Here is a 16371-nt window from a genome sequence, read left to right as displayed (position 1 = left end):
AGTAAGATATGACCAGCGCTAATAACAATATGGGAAGAAGATCCTTCCTGAAAGCCGCCCTACTCGCCGGTGGCGGTATGATCCTGCATTTTCATTGGCCAGCCGATGTAAAAGCCACAGGTATAAAGGCAAGTGATATAGCCGAAGAATCATACGAATTAAATAGTTACATCAAGATCGGCAAAGATGGCCTGGTCACTTTGTTCAACCCCAATCCGGAGTTTGGTCAGAATGTAAAAACCTCCATGCCGATGATCCTTGCAGAAGAGCTTGATGTGGCATGGGAGCAGGTGGTCGTCGAACAGGCCGATTTTTATCCCGAGCGATACAAAAGGCAATTTACCGGTGGAAGCCAGTCAATACGACAGGGCTGGTCGCCGCTGCGTAAGGCAGGCGCTACCGCAAGACAGATGCTCATCTTAGCAGCAGCAGCACAGTGGAATGTTCCTTCCGATCAAATTTCGACGCAGCAAGGGACCTTGCTGCACCCCGGAACTGGACGAAAAGGAACCTATGCCGAATTTGCTTCCGCGGCAGCCAAGATTCCGGTGCCCCAAAACGTCAAGTTAAAGGCAGTGAAGGATTTCAGCATTGTGGGCACCTCCAGGAAAAACGTCGAACTGAACAACATCGTGACAGGTAAACCGCTGTTCGGTATGGATTATCAAACCGAGGGCATGCTGATCGCCATGATTGTGCATCCACCAGCATTTGGCCTACAGTTAAAATCATTGGATGATCGGATAGCAAAGTCGATGCCCGGCATCAAATCTATCTTTGTGATCGACTCCCTCACGGGAGATATTGTACAGAACTTTTTCGATACGACCAGTTTCACACGTTTTGCTGTTGTCGTGGGTAAGAGCACCTGGGAGGTGATGCAAGCCAAGAAAGCACTTAAGCTGGAATGGGAAGCGGAGCCTGGGCGCAGGTTTAAAATGGGTAATCCGGGGCAGCCGAATGCAAAAACGACCGAAGCAACCTATCCCGCAGGTCTGGAAAGCAGTGATGTACACCGTAGGCAGATGGAAGAGTTTTCTAAAAAGCCCGGCAATGTCCTCCGCAAGGATGGTGATCCAGAGGGAGCATTTAACATTGCTGCCAGAATCATCGAACGTACTTATACCGCACCGTTCCTGGCACACAATACCATGGAGCCGGTCAACTGTTTTGCCCATGTCACTTCCGACAGCGCCATCTTTTATGGGCCGTTGCAGGCTCCCGAGTTTACCGTTGGTACCTTATCCCAACGGCTTGGTTTGCCAAAAGAAAAGATACAGATCAATCTTGCGCGCATGGGGGGCGGGTTTGGCCGCCGTGCCTATGGACATCATTTTATAGAGGCTGCCGCAATCTCAAAGCATCTTAATGCACCGATCAAACTTGTTTATACACGCGAAGATGAAATGACAGCCGGAATTTATCGCCCCACCTACAGTGCGACCTACCGCGCAGCCTTGGATAAAGACAATAAATTGCTGGCGCTTCATGTCAAAGCCGGTGGGATTCCCGAAACGCCCATACATGCCGATCGTTTTCCGGCAGGTGCAATCGACAATTACCTCGCCGAGGGCTGGCAGATTCCGTCCAATATTACTATCGGTGCATTCCGTGCACCGCGGTCGAATTTTATCGCTGCCGCTGAGCAGTCTTTTCTTGATGAGCTCGCCATGGAAATGAAAAAAGACCCTATTGACTTTCGTCTTGAGTTGTTGGAAAGGGCAAAAACAAATCCAGTCGGCAAGCGCAATGATTACGACGCCAGCCGTTATGCGGGGGTACTAAAACTGGTTCGTGAAACATCAAACTGGGATAAAAAAGCACCGGGAATTCATCGTGGTGTGTCCGCTTATTTTTGCCACAATTCGTATGTGGCACAGGTTGTGGACCTCGTGGTTAAAAATAATGAACCTAAGGTTGAAAAAGTGGTGGCCGCTATAGACTGTGGGATTGTGGTGAACAGGGATGCCGCGACTAACATGGCCGAGGGAGCGATTATCGATGGGATCGGAAATGCCCTTTATGGCGAGCTTCCTTTTAAAGATGGTGTCCCACAAAAGAATAACTTTACGACCTATCGTCTGATACGAATGAATGAAGCGCCACAGCAGATTGAAGTGCATTTTGTGGAAAACGAACAAGATCCTACGGGAATGGGCGAACCACCGTTTCCACCCACATTCGGGGCAGTGGCCAATGCATTATATCAGGCTACAGGAAAACGTTTTTACAACCAACCCTTTATTAATCAGATGACCGCAGGATGAGTTTACAGTAACCGAGGTCTACAAGAAGGAAACCGATGGGTCGAACTATTAGCACTGACGTTTAGCAGTGTTCGCGATACGCACAAGATCAAGCATTAACATTGGTAGAAATCAATTAAAAGTAAAATGATTTAAGATAAATGTAGTAATGTTATGAATAAGAATATCTTTAGACACAAAACTTGGCTTAGATGGTCGTTGCAAACGATATTGGCAACGCTAATGCTTTTTTGTATGAGTAACTATGCCCATTCTCAACAGGCAGAAATCATGGTACGGATTTCAGAAATTGAGATACACCCTGAACATTTGGAGAAGTATAAGGAGATACTTAAAGTGGAGGCCGAAGCATCCATAAGGCTTGAGGCGGGTGTTATCGCTATCTTCCCGATGTTCCAAAAGAACGACCCAACCCAAGTGAGGATACTAGAAATGTACAAAGACAAGCAAGCCTATCAGGCACATTTGAAAACTGAGCATTTCCAAAAGTATAAGACTGGTACACTCCACATGGTCAAATCCCTGAAACTTGTGGATATGGAAGCGTTGGATATGGAAACGGCAAGTCAGATTTTTAGAAAACTGAAGAACTAAATTGAATGATTATTGAATAGTTTTCTATCACAGAAATACAAGCACTTTCCACAGGTTATAGGAAAGGGAGACCAATTTGGCCGGAAGTTTTTTTTGCGGCATTTTTTGCCTGTACAGATTTTTGTAGTAGCCATAATAAAAAAATTATAGTTGTTATCTTATTTAATAACCGATCCTAGACGCTTTTAGTTCAATAAAAGAAATCAAGTGCTTGACTTAGTCAAAAGTCAGCCGTATTTTCTCAAAACCTGTCCTCAACGGGCAAATGTAAATACCGACCAAACCTTTCAGACTTTGGCTTTGTTCACATCATGGACATTACAGCTTATAAGAATTAATGCCTACCAATAGGAAAGAGGATAGGCTCCTATATATAATTTTTTGTGCGAATTAATAAATTACTTCTCCTTACGAGTATAAACCAAAACAGAATTGGATATGAAAAAACAAAAGAATTTAAAAACCGCTGAGATTGATCAGCATTTAGTGGACAATTCCGAACAGATTATGACCACCAATGATGGTGTGCCTATTTCCGACAACAACAATACATTAAAGGCGGGTGAGCGGGGACCATCATTACAGCAGGATCATATCTATTTTGATAAGCTGATGCATTTTGACCGTGAGCGTATACCAGAACGTGTCGTTCATGCGCGTGGATCAGGAGCCCATGGTATTTTCGAAGCAACAGCTGACCTATCCCAATATACAAGCGCAGCATTTTTAAAAAAAGGAACAGTAACGCCTCTTTTTACAAGATTTTCGACCGTAGCGGGCTTCAAAGGTTCTACCGACCTAGCCCGGGATGTACGCGGTTTCTCTGTTAAATTCTATACCGAAGAAGGTAATTACGATCTCGTGGGGAATAATATTCCCGTTTTTTTTATTCAGGATGCGATGAACTTTCCAGATCTCGTCCATGCCGTAAAGCCAGAGCCGAACAACGAAATGCCGCAGGCGGCATCTGCACATGATACCTTTTGGGATTTTATATCGCTGATGCCCGAATCTGCGCACATGATCATGTGGACTATGTCAGACCGTGCGATACCCCGAAGTTTAAGGATGATGGAAGGTTTTGGCGTCCATACGTTTAAATTTGTGAATGCTCAAGGAAAAGGTACATTCGTTAAATTTCATTGGAAACCGAGATTGGGCGTACATTCAGTGGCATGGAACGAAGCCCAAAAGATCTCAGGATTTGATACTGATTTTCATCGAAGAGATCTCTATGAAGCTATTGACAGGGGCGATTTCCCACAATGGGATCTCGGCGTCCAATTGATTCCTGAAGCGGATGAATTTAAATATTCGTTTGACATTCTGGATGCGACAAAGATTATCCCAGAGGAACTGGTGCCAGTTCAGATTATCGGAACGATGACACTAAATCGCAACCCCGAGAATTTTTTTGCAGAGACCGAACAAGCCGCTTTCGACCCCGGAAGGTTGGTGCCGGGGATAGATGTTTCGGATGATCCGCTTTTGCAAGGACGGATATTTTCATACATGGATACCCAAAATTACCGATTAGGTGGGCCAAATTTCCATGAACTTCCTATCAATCGTCCGGTGACGGGTAAACACAATAACCAAAAAGATGGTTTCGCGCGATCTGATATTCCTAAAGGTGCTGTGAGTTATTTCCCTAACAGCAAGGCTGTGGGTTGCCCTTACCATGCAATGCTTAATGATGGGGTAGGATTTGAATCCCACAAGCAGCCTATCGAGGGGGCAAAAGTTAGGGCCCGCTCAGATTCCTTCGCAGATCACTTTACGCAAGCAAGACTATTTTTTAATTCACAGAGTCCAGAAGAACAGGACCACATGGTCAATGCCCTGAGTTTTGAGCTTTCGAAAGTGAACGATGTCAATATACGAAAGCGAGAACTGGCTATTTTGAACCAGATAGACCAAGGATTAGCAAAAAATGTTGGTTCAAACCTCGGGCTTACACCGCCAAAAGAACTTGATCCTTTAACCCTCAAATTTGCACGTCAGAACCATCCCAAATATCCGCTTAAACCAGTCAAACCCGAAGTTGAAAAGTCTGCTGCTTTGAGTATGAAAGTAAAAGACGGCGAGGGTACGATCAAGAGTAGAAAGGTTGCTTTTCTTGTTGATCATGGAGCTAGCAAATCCTCCATAGATAAAATGAAAACAGCACTCGAAAGGGAAGGGGCGCAAGCAGTGCTAATCGCATCTCATGTAGGAAAGATCCGGTTCAAGGAAGGGACAGAAGAAGATATCCAACATTCCTATCTTACGGAGGCATCAGTTTGTTACGATGCATTCTACACAGCAGCAGGCGAATCGGTCAAAACTCTTGCGGAAAATGCCGATTACCTTCATTTTATCAATGAAGGTTACCGACACTGTAAGGCCTTGGCATTTGCACAAGGTGCTGAAGAGTTAGCTGAAAGATCATTTATTAAAAAAGATAAAGGCGTTATTTTCGAAAGCAAGGACAATTTAACAGAAGATTTTATAGCGGTAATGAAAGGCCACCGTGTTTGGGAGAGAGAAAAATCCAGAAAGGTACCTTCTTGATATACAACAAATAGTTCTTCGGTAGAAGGACTATTTGTTTCTTACATATTCTGGAAATCGCATATTGTTTGTTGTTATTTAAAGGAAGCAGCATGAAAAAAGTAGCAAGTAAAAAAATTAGACCATTGCAAAAGCAAAAGCGACCGGGATTGGAAATAAATATGACACCAGTTCCTGACACTTCTCCATTAAGGTATCCTATAGAAGGAAAATTAAAAAATAAGGTAGCGTTAATTACCGGAGGAGATAGCGGCATCGGGAAAGCCGTAGCTTTGTTATTTGCGAAGGAGGGAGCTGATATTGTTGTAGCCTATCTTAGTGAAACAAAAGATGCAAAACAAACCCAGAAGGAGGTTGAATCCTTCGCTAGAAAATGTACGCTGATTAAAGGTGATTTGGGAAAAGAAAATCACTGTAAAAAAGTAATTGAAATTGCGATAAAAACGCATAAGAAAGTTGATATTATTGTTAATAATGCGGGTCTTCATTGGGAAGTAGGATCAATTGAAAAAATTACCACTGAGCAGTTACTTAAGACTTTTCAGAATAATTTCTTTTCCTATTTCTGGATCACGAAGTACGCTATACCTTATCTTAAGAAGGGAGCAAGCATCATTAATACATCCTCGGTGACTGCTTATCGAGGTAGTCCAAAGTTGATAGATTATTCTGCAACAAAAGGTGCAATAATTTCTTTTACACGAAGTTTGTCAGCAAATCTTATCGCTAAAGGAATTAGGGTCAATGCTGTTGCCCCAGGTCCGGTATGGACACCATTGATAGCATCTTCATTTGATCGTAAAAAGAACTCCGAATTTGGAAGCGACTCTCCCATGGAAAGGGCAGGGATGCCAAATGAAATTGCACCAAGCTTTTTATTTCTAGCTAGCGAAGATTCACATTTTATGAGCGGTCAAGTTTTACATCCCAATGGTGGAGAAATCGTAAATGGTTAGTCAACGAATAACTTATATTTTGGATGTTCCAGTCTGTGGCTCGCATAGAATTTTTAATGGTAGTTAATTCAGGGATTTATATACGACGAGAATGTTTTTTAAAGCATTTTTGAATAATGCTGATTGAAAGATGAAGATAATGATCTTGAATACATTCCTTTTATAAGTGAAAATTTATGACACTTATTCTGAAAAAAATGTGGTCCCCAGTAGTAAACAATTTTAAGTACAAAGTCGTTATATATCTATCTTAAAATTTTCGGAGGAATGATGACTGAAATTCTTTTAGTTGACGATCACCATTTAGTTCGTAATGGCATACGTCTGATATTGGATTCTTGTGATGATCTTTCTGTCGTAGAGGAAGTCGGTAGCGGCGAAGAAGCTTTGGACTATCTCCAGAAAAATAAAACACCTGATCTGGTACTCACCGACATCAATATGAAAGAAATTGATGGTATTGCATTAATACATATTGCCAAAAGAAAATTTCCCACAATAAGGACTTCGGTACTATCCATGGTTGAAGACAGTACCGTCGTCGTAGATGCATTCAATGCAGGTGCCGATGGTTATCTAACAAAAGGAACGGATTATAGTGAGTTGTTGTTTGGTGTATCTCAGGTTGCTCAAGGTAAAAAATATTTGTCGAGCGCAATTGCAATGGAAATGGTCGGTAAATATAGTTCTTTAGTGCCTTTGATTTATGATAGATCGGAATTGCTTAGTCGCTATGAGATTAATGAAAGAGAGTTTTCCGTGTTAGAATTGATATCGCAGGGACTCACCAATGCTGAGATTGCAGATCAGATCTTTTTAAGCAAGCGGACAATCGAAGGAATTAGGCAGCATTTAATTGATAAAACTCAGACCAAAAATACAGCTGATCTCGTCCGTTTTGCGTTTCAGAATAAACTTTTAGAATAACTCGTGCTTTGAACCAACATAGCAACTGTCGGTAATTAATTTCTGGGGAAATGGCAATCATATTCGGCTGGTGTCCCAGACGACTTTGACAGCTTTGTTCAATACCTCTAATTTTAAGTTGTCCCAATCGGTAAGTTTTACTTCGAATCCCAGGTTTGTGCTTGTCGGTGTCAGATCCGGATGCTCTATAGTTGACGACAAGTGATGTTTTTTAGAATTTAAATAATTTAAACTAAAATCCAATTGAAACACTTCTTAATAGTAATACTGTAATTTACTCGAATTATAGGTTGATACGAAAATTAACCTTGGATATCAGGGATCAATTCCCTTCTACAATTATTTCGATCAAGCTATCGAGCAATGAAATCTTTAGTCGTTGCCCGGTATAACTCTTGCACTCGTCATCGATGTGAAATTCTGTTCCCTGCCACTCCATCTCTAAGCGGTTTGCTCTAATAGGCTTAATATTAAATGACACAGTCTTTTTATTCAATAACCCATCTATATAAGCAACCAGTTCCTGGCGTTGATCAGCGGTGACGACGATGATATCAAATTGTCCATCTCCCGGATCAGCATCTACTGCGAGTACCAGTCTGGGGCCCATACTCGAGATGTTCATGACTTCAACCATAATGCATTCTTTTTCAATGCTACCCGTAGCGGTTACGAGTTTGAGCACTTTGGCTGGGAATGTCAGTGCTAGTTTTCGAAGCTGCTCGAGCGCGATCCTAATTTCATCTTCTGCACTGGCGGCATTTAGGTTTTTTTTATCCATTTTCTCCATCAGTATAGGGAATACCCCGAAACCAATCGATTCGACGAAATGTAGCGGTTTTCGTCCTAGACCTGTTACCATCCCGACATCGAATTTTTTAAGCTGGAACTGACTCCATAGATTCATAGCCTTTTTACAGTCCAAAGGAATACCCAAAGAAATGGCAATGTTGTTTGCTGTCCCTTGGGGCAAGATTGCGATCGGTCTTTTAAATCGTAGCTTTTTTTCTAAGAGCCCCATAATAGTCATTTTTATCGTGCCATCACCGCCGGCTAAGGCAATGATATCGGTCTCTGGATCAATCTTTTTGACGGCATCTTTTTTAGCGACTACGGTGCAATGGTGTCCCAGTTCTTCAATAAGCTGACAAAGTTCGTCTTTGTCGCCATTGTCTTCATCCCCAGCAGCTGGATTGTGTACTAACCGTACTTTTTTGCCATGTTCTTTCATATCAGCTGAACAAAGCCTGCGTGAGATTGGTTTTCATAGAAAAGGTACAATTATTATGAATATACTTATCACCAATGACGACGGTATCTATTCGCCGGGCATAGCAGCTCTAGCAAAGACCGCGAGGCAGTTTGGTACCGTTAGGATTGTTGCGCCAGATGTGGAGCAATCGTCCATGGGACATGCCATTACTCATTCTCGCCCCCTGAGCTATCGTAGTTCCCCCATTTCATTTGAGGGAATTGATGCCTTTCGGGTGAATGGGACACCTGCGGACTGCGTAGCGCTGGGCTTGCATATGTTTCCAGATACGCAGGTTGTGCTTTCAGGTATTAACATGGGCCCCAACCTTGGTAATTCCATGTGGCATTCAGGCACACTTGCCGCGGCAAAACAGGCCATGCTCCTGGGTATCACCGGTATCGCGCTGAGTACACCAGTCGGCAAGACGGAGCCAGATTTTGAAGGATTATCCCAATGGACCGCCGATGTACTCAAGATCTTGCTCAATGATAAAGGCCCTGCACTATATAATGTGAATTTTCCTCCAAAACCAGAGGGAGTTGTATGGACAAGGCAATCGGTGCGGCTCTATGATGGCAATGTCGTACCTGGTCAGGATCCCATGGGAAGAAAAAACTATTGGATTACGGTAATACCACTTGAGCCGGCGGAGGAAGGGACAGATCGCTGGGCGGTAGAAAATAAACGGGTATCCATTACGCCGCTACGGCTGGATTTGACTGCACATGATGAACTTTCTACCAGACTAAAAAGCGGGCGGAAATTAGACCGATAGCATCAGGTATATGAAAAGAAGGAAATTTTTAGCAGAGACAGCCCTTGCGGGTGCAGGTTTCGCACTGAGTGCGGCGACACCTGATATTTTATCAACAACATTAACAGCATATAAAATGGCAACAGCTCAAAATTTAACAGAAAAGAAACGATTCCGTCCCGCTGATAAAGCTGGATTTGGCGGGGTCGCATTGGGTAATGGATTTCAGCAAAATTCAGATCTTGAATGTCTACAAGCAGTAGAGGCAGCATGGAATGCAGGGATACGATTATTTGATACCTCCCCATGGTATGGTCTAGGGATCAGCGAACGTCGAATGGGCCTGTTTTTAAAAGACCAACCACGTGACAGTTTTACACTGTCGACTAAAGTAGGGCGACTGATGGAGCCGAAAGAAGACTTTACGATGGAACAAATACTATGGAAGGGGAAACTAAATTTTGGTTATAAGTACGACTACAGTGCTGCCGGTGTCAGAAGAAGTGTGGAAGATAGCCTGCAGCGTTTGGGATTATCGTCCATTGATATTGTTTTTATCCATGATCTTTCACCCGATAATGGCGATATGAAAGATAGTTATGCACACTATTTTGAGGAAGCAGTGAAAGGAGCTATGCCCGAGCTGACTAAAATGAGAGCGGAGGGAATTATCAAAGGCTGGGGACTCGGTGTCAATACCATCGAACCCATATTGCAGACATTGGATGTTGCAGATCCCGATATCTTTCTTTCTGCCTGCCAATATTCATTGATCAAACATGAGGATGATCTGAATAAGGTTTTTCCGAAAGTGGCTGAAAGAGGTGTTTCCATTGTCGTAGGTGCACCATTATGTGCTGGATTTCTGTCCGGTAAAGACCGTTATTTATATGATGGAAAGTTTCCTGCCGGTGTTAAGGAAAAACTGAATGCCCTACAGCGCGTAGCTGAAAATTATGCTGTGGATCTGCGAACAGCAGCTTTACAGTTTGCAGCAGCCCCAGCCGAGGTGTCAGGTGTTATACCCGGCGCACATACCGTTGAGCAGGCCGTACAAAATGCCCAGTCCTTCAAGACAAAGATACCAGCTGATTTTTGGAGGGAATTAAAGCATGAAAAACTTATTGCGGAAAATGCCCCAGTACCGAAGGCTTAGGTGGTGAATCTCAGTTGTGGATTTATAAAGAGGGAACACTCCAAAAATAATATGAGATCCAATGATGGTCAGTAATCCATTCCACAATTGATGTTTCTTTTTAATAGACTATTTCTAATCCGCTATAGGAATAGGAGTTGCTAACATATTGTCGAGGGTAATTCTTTGTTTAAGAATAAAGTAGTAGATCGCATGGCGAAAAGTGATGGTACAGGGGAAATGAAATTCTAAGGGATTGTAAATAGGGTTAAAATCTAATATGGAAATTAAATAGTCAAATTAAGATATTAGTATGTCTTTGTGTTTAAATGTTAATAATATAAAATAATATATATTGTTATTTGTTGTTTTATAATTTCGATATTTTTTAATATATTAACACAAGCTAATTTTAACACTTATTATATAACCTTAAATTATGAACAAAAGAATTTTTATTATTCATTTGTTAGCTCTCATGTATCTAGTCATGAGCTGTAACAGGACACCATTAAATATTGATGAGGTAGCCTTATCAAACGGAACAAAATCCAAAGCCCATTTTAACGCCGCTAATAACGCTAGCGATTTACTTTGTGGTACAAATGGCGATGTGCCTAATCAGGCCTTTGAAAAGAATTTAAGTGCTTTTAGTCGCCAGGCATTACTGAGTAATACCTATTGCATCAAAATCGTTTTTTATATTGTTAGAGATAACAATGGTGTGGGGGGATTTAATGCTGCAGATATTCCTACAATTATGCGGAATCTAAATGATGCATATAATCCACATAATATATTCCTATATCATGTAGGTGTGGAATACATCAACAATAGCACATATGTAGATTTGGATGTTAACGCAAACAACAATGAGTTCCCAGGCCTGATTTCGAGTAAAAGCTCCAGCAATGCTATAAATTTCTATCTGGTAAACAGTATATTTTCGAGTCAGGGTTCTTATGCCGGTATGGCTGAAAATATTCCAAGCAGAAATTTAGTTGTGGCCAATCAATCGGCGCTATCCACAACATCAGCTCATGAAGTAGGACATTGCTTGAATCTATTCCACACGCACAGAGGCCCTGGTGAGGGAGGTTGCGCTGAGGCGCCAAATGGTAGTAATTGCTCAAGCTGTGGTGATTATGTATGTGATACTCCTGCGGATCCAGGGTTAGGTTCAGGTAATGTTGATTTTTCAACTTGTACTTATATTGGTGGGAATGGATTCTATCCCGCAGTTAATAATATCATGTCTTATGCTGCTTGGTGTAGGGATCGTTTTACAAATGGTCAGGCAACAAGATTACTGGCCGCGTTGGCGGGATCATCGGTGCTGCAGCCAATTATCAATACCAACTGTAATATTCCTACCATATCCGGGCCGAATACGGTTTGCAATGCTACCCTCTTCTCCTTAAATAATGTTCCGGCCAATACAAGTGTTAGCTGGGATGCAAGCCCTGGAGGACTTGTTACTCTTAGTAACCAATCAACGAATGGTGTAACTGTACAACAAAATTCGGGACAATCTGGAAGTATTGTCCTTAGGGCGCGTATCAACTATGCCGACGGAAACAGGATCAATATTACAAAAATAGTTGAACTCCCTGGGGCCGATGTGCCATTAGTATCGCTCAATCCATCATCTATGCAGTGTATGACAATGGGATCGAATAGGTATTTTTATGCCGGAGACAATAGCTCGGGCTCTTTTCAGAACATAAGTAATAATCCAAATGTAGCCGAAGTAGATTGGCAAATACTTGATTACTCCACTTCGCCCGCCACGTCCATCACAAATTTTCAGAAATATAGTAATACCGTTATCAACAGTTCCATCAGCTTAACAATGCCGAATAGATCTTCGGACTATGTTATCACTATTGTCCCTCGGTTAAAGCACAAATGTGGAGCCTGGGGGGAATGGGGGCCTGGACATTCATATTTTATAAAAAGAAATTGCGCATCATCATTCAATGCGTTAGACGTGAGCTATAATAGTTCGGACCGAAGACATAAATTAAGTTTTTCAGAATCATATCGTGAGGTTGAAAAAGCGATCTTCTCCAGTCCAAATATGAAATCAAAGCTTTCAAATAATTTTGATATCCATGTTTATGACAGCAGCAACAAGGAAGTTTTTTCTAAAAAATCTGCGCGTGATACTTCAATTCTCCTTCCTAGACTTTCGACAGGAACCTATAGTATTGAGCTACTTAAAAATGGGTATATCTATAGACAATCGTTGGAGGTAAAATAAGGAAGCTTTTTTTATAAAAAATATGATAAACCGAATCTTTTTTTATATCTGCTTGATCATGCTCATATCGTGTGATAAAGAAAGTAGGAGCGAATTCGCTACTGGTATTTCTGAAAAAGGGATACTTGGTAGATGGAAATTGGTCGAAACAACTTCAAGCAACGGAACAGCTGGTTTAAATAAGGTCGATATGAGTTCAGAAAATTATATTGTAACCTTTTATTCCAATGGGAAGATTGAAGCTCCTGACTTTCCTTGTTCGGGTGAATATTTTTTTGAAAAGAATAAAGCCGGGGATGATGGCGACCACAAGCTCTCCGCTTCTTTCGATAAATGCAAATCTTCCCAAGCATTGTGGTATACCATCAACGGAAATGCCGATGCCCGCATTGTAGATCATAATAATTTAATCCTAAATTCGAAGACATGCGACGAACCTTGTACAAGAATATATAGGAGGTTAAAAGAATAGGAATAGTTATAAATTGATCTGTGTTGATTTGTAAATATAAGGCGCTAAAACTAGCGCCTTATTATTTGGACTTTAGTTAAATTTAACAAATGTAATCTGTGACAGATTATTATTTATCTGTATAACTACATAAATTTGCGTCGCCAACGCTTTTTATATCTTTCGAAGATCATGTATAGACATTTTTTCTTTTTCTCCGGTAAGATTTCTATTTTGTCGTAATCCGATAAAGATTGATTGAAAATCCAACAGCAAGCACAGGTATAGATGCCTGACTTTTCGGTATCCCGCCACTACAGTTCGATGCCATTTATCATTTACTAGAGGAGATGTTAGCGGATTTTGGCTTCGTTGGCTATAAGAAAAGATGGGAGGTAGGTAACTTTCCTATAGCTGAATATATAACGCTTAAGGCGGCAAGAGAAAGGATGGATTTACGACATGCAAGTTGTCTGGAGGAAGACGAATATTTTGAATATAGCAGCAAATATGAGTGCCGAGATTTTTCATTGGGGGCATGTTAAATTCCTCCAGTCCGTGGTGGAATATTTTCCAAAAGATAGTTTCAGACTAACCGTTTTACTCGCTACTGATCAGCAAATTACTTCATTCAAGAATAGAAAACCAATACAGAATTACGAAGCACGAAAGGCAGTATTAGCAAGTTGTTCGATGATAGATGTTATAGAATCCCATCCTGATGTAATTGATTTACCCCTAGTCGATAGGTTTGATTATCTGTTTCATGGAGATGATCTCCTGCAATGGGAACAAGAGCATTTCAATAAGGGAATGAAATTATTCTTGGATCAAAATAAGCTTATCTTAATTCCCTATACTAAAGACGTGTCAACCTCTTTACTTATTAAGAACATTCAAGGCATATGACCCATCTCTCCGTATTATTCAAAAAGCAGAATTTATCATTTTTAATAACTCTTGATAATTCTCCAGGAGTCTGGTTCTTGAGACATTGGTTAATAATCTATTAAATAGCAATATTTTTTTTATTTTATATTATTGCCAATAAACATTTGAAGTTCACTTAATTTGTTGCTGTTAAAGCCTTCCAATCTTTTAATTTCCCGTCCTTCTTTGTCAGTCAGAACTATTAAAGGGATAGCATTGAATTTAAATTGTGCTTGTGTTTTCATAAGCTCATTTTCTTGAACTATAAATTGATCCCAATCCATATTTTTTTGATCAACTGCCTTGATCCACTTATCTAAATTATCGTCTATTGAGACGCTCGCCATATAAAAATCATTTGTTTTAATAGATTTCCTAAGTTGCTTTAAATATGGTATCTCGTTTCGACATGGTAGGCACCAGCTAGCCCAAAATATCACCATATTTAATTTAGCTTTTCGAGTGATATCCTTGACAAGAACGTTATTTATATTTCTCAGATCTAAGGTTCTGGAAAGATCTCCTTCATTGGGTCTATTTAGGAAATACTCCTTTAATATTATACCCATTTTAGAATTTTTGACTCTATCATCGAATAACTTATAAAGTTCATTGAATTCATTTTTTGTGTAGCTATTTCTATTAGAATATATTCCATTTAATAAATAGAAAGACCAAGGGTTTTCCAAAACCTCAGATTTTACCATTTTTAAGCTTTTTATACGAGCATTTGAATTACTAACATTGATATATCCGATATTATTTGCGATATTTTTCTGATAATAAATATTTTGCTTGCCGGCCTGTATATTCAGCAATTCTTCGTCTCCCAATGATTTTACCACCTTCCAAGAGCCACTAATCTTTATCTCCCCATCGTCAAGCATAAAAGCGCTAGTTCCTAATTTGCTTGATTTAGTACTGAGCTCATGATTTGAGAACAAAAGTGTTGTTTTCCTATTTTCTTCATTAAAATATATTATGCTTGCTAGAAAAGGGTCAAATTTATCAAACAGATTAAAGACAAACTTTTTTCCATCATATTTAGCCGAATCTAACTTTTTATTAGAGTCTGTTATGTCTATTAAATATACTTTTGAAGCTGGGATACCTGTAACGTCTCCAACGATAGTTGTGCCTTTATTTTGTTTGCAAGATGTAATCATAAAGTATACGAACAGAAAAAACAGGATTCTGCAGGAGACAAGATTTTTACTATAAAAAAAATATTGCATTCAAGATTTAATTAAATATGTCTAAGTATGTTTTTAATTTGGCACGGTACATCTGCTTACCCCACCATTAGATGTAATGTCTATATCTACTGGTTGACCGATATTACAAAAGCAACCGTCTACACCTTGGTCACAGTCCCCATAGTAAGTGTTCCATCCACCAGCGTTATTGGAAACCACTAATGAACATGAGGATGTATAACATTTGGCTCCTCCTTCACTACCTGAGCCTCCACCGTGGATGGCTTTTAGTTCTTCTCGAGATAATTGACTCATTTCCTTTAAGTTTAGGTTTTTTAACGAAATTTTTTTTATAATATGAATTATTATATCATGATGTTCATTTAACTCTTGAACATCTTTAGGAGAGCACAGCGTCCTTTTTGTGCTATTTCTTATTTTCTTCTGTAACTTTTATATGCTGAGTAAGTTTTAAAAAAATATTTTAAATCCTAAAATGCGCTCGGTATAGTTAATAAAACCGTATAAAAACTGCTGTCAGATTTACTTGTTTTTTCTTATGCTAAAATGCAAAAAAAGAAAACACTGTATATTATCGTTATGTTAAATTAATTTTATGTTTTATATATAGAAAATGATTACTATAAGATAATGATTTGGGTCTTTTTATCTACTTACGATTAAATCGACGGTTCATACAATTTTCGAAGACAGTGCTTATTATGGCGAATTCGCCATAATTAAAAAGGGGGTTATAAATGCTTTCCCAAATACCCAGATATTCAACTGTGTTTCTGTTTCGAAGCCAATCAGAAATGAAAAAGTCTCCATCTTTAGCTTTTAGCATATCAGTAAGTGAAATAAACTCTTTGTCGTTGTCAAGAATGATTGTTATTTCCTTCCCCTGTACATTAATCTTTTTATTCTTTGCCATACATTTAGATTTGATAAATTATTCTTTGTCGGTTTGAGAAAACTAGACCTAATAATTGGCTATTACAGTTTTTATTTTATGTGAGTAAATATACTAAAAAAAATAGCAATATATGGAACGATGTATATAAAGATTTAATAACAACTTTAAGAAAAC

The 16371-nt window shown here is 39.9% G+C and carries 15 protein-coding genes; 10 read left to right on the top strand and 5 right to left on the bottom strand.

The genetic code is table 11. From position 1 onward, the window contains the following. Nucleotides 1-8: 8 nt before the first annotated feature. The 5 genes from ABFX33_RS06555 to ABFX33_RS06535 all read left to right on the top strand — a co-directional run bounded on the left by ABFX33_RS06555 (nucleotide 9) and on the right by ABFX33_RS06535 (nucleotide 7297). Nucleotides 9-2267 (top strand): xanthine dehydrogenase family protein molybdopterin-binding subunit, encoded by a 2259-nt coding sequence (locus ABFX33_RS06555; protein ID WP_346085022.1) that lies wholly within the window; start codon nucleotides 9-11, stop codon nucleotides 2265-2267. 234 nt (nucleotides 2268-2501) lie between these two features. Then, nucleotides 2502-2861, top strand: a complete 360-nt coding sequence (locus ABFX33_RS06550; protein ID WP_346085021.1) for a putative quinol monooxygenase — start codon at nucleotides 2502-2504, stop codon at nucleotides 2859-2861. 438 nt (nucleotides 2862-3299) lie between these two features. After that, nucleotides 3300-5414 carry a catalase gene (locus tag ABFX33_RS06545; protein ID WP_346085020.1) on the top strand — a complete coding sequence of 705 codons (2115 nt, stop codon included), beginning with the start codon at nucleotides 3300-3302 and terminating at the stop codon, nucleotides 5412-5414. A gap of 92 nt (nucleotides 5415-5506) precedes the next feature. Further along, the gene (locus ABFX33_RS06540; RefSeq protein WP_346085018.1) at nucleotides 5507-6370 is read left to right on the top strand and encodes an SDR family oxidoreductase; all 864 of its coding nucleotides are present in this window, start codon (nucleotides 5507-5509) and stop codon (nucleotides 6368-6370) included. A 267-nt stretch (nucleotides 6371-6637) separates the two neighbouring features. Continuing rightward, nucleotides 6638-7297, top strand: coding sequence for a response regulator transcription factor (locus tag ABFX33_RS06535; protein WP_346085016.1), 660 nt, complete (start codon nucleotides 6638-6640; stop codon nucleotides 7295-7297). A gap of 57 nt (nucleotides 7298-7354) precedes the next feature. On the opposite strand, the gene ABFX33_RS06530 is transcribed toward ABFX33_RS06535, so the two are convergent. Together ABFX33_RS06530 and ABFX33_RS06525 are read right to left on the bottom strand one after the other, a co-directional pair. Continuing rightward, nucleotides 7355-7498 (bottom strand): hypothetical protein, encoded by a 144-nt coding sequence (locus tag ABFX33_RS06530; RefSeq protein ID WP_257088374.1) that lies wholly within the window; start codon nucleotides 7496-7498, stop codon nucleotides 7355-7357. 121 nt (nucleotides 7499-7619) lie between these two features. Next, nucleotides 7620-8528 (bottom strand): diacylglycerol/lipid kinase family protein, encoded by a 909-nt coding sequence (locus ABFX33_RS06525; protein WP_346085014.1) that lies wholly within the window; start codon nucleotides 8526-8528, stop codon nucleotides 7620-7622. Between the two features lie 55 nt (nucleotides 8529-8583). On the opposite strand from ABFX33_RS06525, the gene surE reads away from it, so the two are divergent. From surE to ABFX33_RS06500, 5 genes are all read left to right on the top strand, one after another. Next, the gene (surE, locus tag ABFX33_RS06520) at nucleotides 8584-9327 is read left to right on the top strand and encodes a 5'/3'-nucleotidase SurE (protein ID WP_346085012.1); all 744 of its coding nucleotides are present in this window, start codon (nucleotides 8584-8586) and stop codon (nucleotides 9325-9327) included. Between the two features lie 10 nt (nucleotides 9328-9337). Beyond that, nucleotides 9338-10462 (top strand): aldo/keto reductase, encoded by a 1125-nt coding sequence (locus ABFX33_RS06515; protein ID WP_346085010.1) that lies wholly within the window; start codon nucleotides 9338-9340, stop codon nucleotides 10460-10462. A 418-nt stretch (nucleotides 10463-10880) separates the two neighbouring features. Continuing rightward, on the top strand, nucleotides 10881-12704 hold the full coding sequence (locus ABFX33_RS06510) for a M43 family zinc metalloprotease (RefSeq protein ID WP_346085009.1): 1824 nt from the start codon (nucleotides 10881-10883) through the stop codon (nucleotides 12702-12704). A gap of 58 nt (nucleotides 12705-12762) precedes the next feature. Further along, nucleotides 12763-13176, top strand: coding sequence for a hypothetical protein (locus ABFX33_RS06505; RefSeq protein WP_346085007.1), 414 nt, complete (start codon nucleotides 12763-12765; stop codon nucleotides 13174-13176). A gap of 489 nt (nucleotides 13177-13665) precedes the next feature. Next, on the top strand, nucleotides 13666-14064 hold the full coding sequence (locus ABFX33_RS06500; RefSeq protein WP_346085005.1) for an adenylyltransferase/cytidyltransferase family protein: 399 nt from the start codon (nucleotides 13666-13668) through the stop codon (nucleotides 14062-14064). A 119-nt stretch (nucleotides 14065-14183) separates the two neighbouring features. Here the strand turns inward: ABFX33_RS06500 and ABFX33_RS06495 are convergent, their stop codons facing one another. The 3 genes from ABFX33_RS06495 to ABFX33_RS06485 form a co-directional block, all read right to left on the bottom strand. Beyond that, the gene (locus tag ABFX33_RS06495; RefSeq protein ID WP_346085003.1) at nucleotides 14184-15251 is read right to left on the bottom strand and encodes a TlpA family protein disulfide reductase; all 1068 of its coding nucleotides are present in this window, start codon (nucleotides 15249-15251) and stop codon (nucleotides 14184-14186) included. Nucleotides 15252-15353: 102 nt separating this feature from the next. Beyond that, nucleotides 15354-15596 carry a hypothetical protein gene (locus ABFX33_RS06490; protein ID WP_346085002.1) on the bottom strand — a complete coding sequence of 81 codons (243 nt, stop codon included), beginning with the start codon at nucleotides 15594-15596 and terminating at the stop codon, nucleotides 15354-15356. Between the two features lie 355 nt (nucleotides 15597-15951). Beyond that, nucleotides 15952-16215: a KilA-N domain-containing protein gene (locus ABFX33_RS06485; protein ID WP_346085001.1), complete on the bottom strand. Its 264-nt coding sequence runs from the start codon at nucleotides 16213-16215 to the stop codon at nucleotides 15952-15954. Between the last annotated feature and the right edge of the window lie 156 nt (nucleotides 16216-16371).

Source organism: Sphingobacterium ginsenosidimutans (assembly GCF_039536865.1).
GTDB lineage: Bacteria > Bacteroidota > Bacteroidia > Sphingobacteriales > Sphingobacteriaceae > Sphingobacterium > Sphingobacterium detergens.
The sequence above is the reverse complement of the archived record's forward strand: the minus strand, read 5'-3'. Positions and strand labels throughout refer to the sequence as shown.

What these genes read in the sequence shown, in the direction of transcription:
- ABFX33_RS06555 (WP_346085022.1), top strand. Translation starts at nt 9, where the DNA reads ATGACCAGCGCTAATAACAATATGGGAAGAAGATCCTTCCTGAAAGCC.
- ABFX33_RS06550 (WP_346085021.1), top strand. Translation starts at nt 2,502, where the DNA reads ATGAGTAACTATGCCCATTCTCAACAGGCAGAAATCATGGTACGGATT.
- ABFX33_RS06545 (WP_346085020.1), top strand. Translation starts at nt 3,300, where the DNA reads ATGAAAAAACAAAAGAATTTAAAAACCGCTGAGATTGATCAGCATTTA.
- ABFX33_RS06540 (WP_346085018.1), top strand. Translation starts at nt 5,507, where the DNA reads ATGAAAAAAGTAGCAAGTAAAAAAATTAGACCATTGCAAAAGCAAAAG.
- ABFX33_RS06535 (WP_346085016.1), top strand. Translation starts at nt 6,638, where the DNA reads ATGATGACTGAAATTCTTTTAGTTGACGATCACCATTTAGTTCGTAAT.
- ABFX33_RS06525 (WP_346085014.1), bottom strand. Translation starts at nt 8,528, where the DNA reads ATGAAAGAACATGGCAAAAAAGTACGGTTAGTACACAATCCAGCTGCT.
- surE (WP_346085012.1), top strand. Translation starts at nt 8,584, where the DNA reads ATGAATATACTTATCACCAATGACGACGGTATCTATTCGCCGGGCATA.
- ABFX33_RS06515 (WP_346085010.1), top strand. Translation starts at nt 9,338, where the DNA reads ATGAAAAGAAGGAAATTTTTAGCAGAGACAGCCCTTGCGGGTGCAGGT.
- ABFX33_RS06510 (WP_346085009.1), top strand. Translation starts at nt 10,881, where the DNA reads ATGAACAAAAGAATTTTTATTATTCATTTGTTAGCTCTCATGTATCTA.
- ABFX33_RS06505 (WP_346085007.1), top strand. Translation starts at nt 12,763, where the DNA reads ATGCTCATATCGTGTGATAAAGAAAGTAGGAGCGAATTCGCTACTGGT.
- ABFX33_RS06500 (WP_346085005.1), top strand. Translation starts at nt 13,666, where the DNA reads ATGAGTGCCGAGATTTTTCATTGGGGGCATGTTAAATTCCTCCAGTCC.
- ABFX33_RS06495 (WP_346085003.1), bottom strand. Translation starts at nt 15,251, where the DNA reads ATGATTACATCTTGCAAACAAAATAAAGGCACAACTATCGTTGGAGAC.
- ABFX33_RS06490 (WP_346085002.1), bottom strand. Translation starts at nt 15,596, where the DNA reads ATGAGTCAATTATCTCGAGAAGAACTAAAAGCCATCCACGGTGGAGGC.
- ABFX33_RS06485 (WP_346085001.1), bottom strand. Translation starts at nt 16,215, where the DNA reads ATGGCAAAGAATAAAAAGATTAATGTACAGGGGAAGGAAATAACAATC.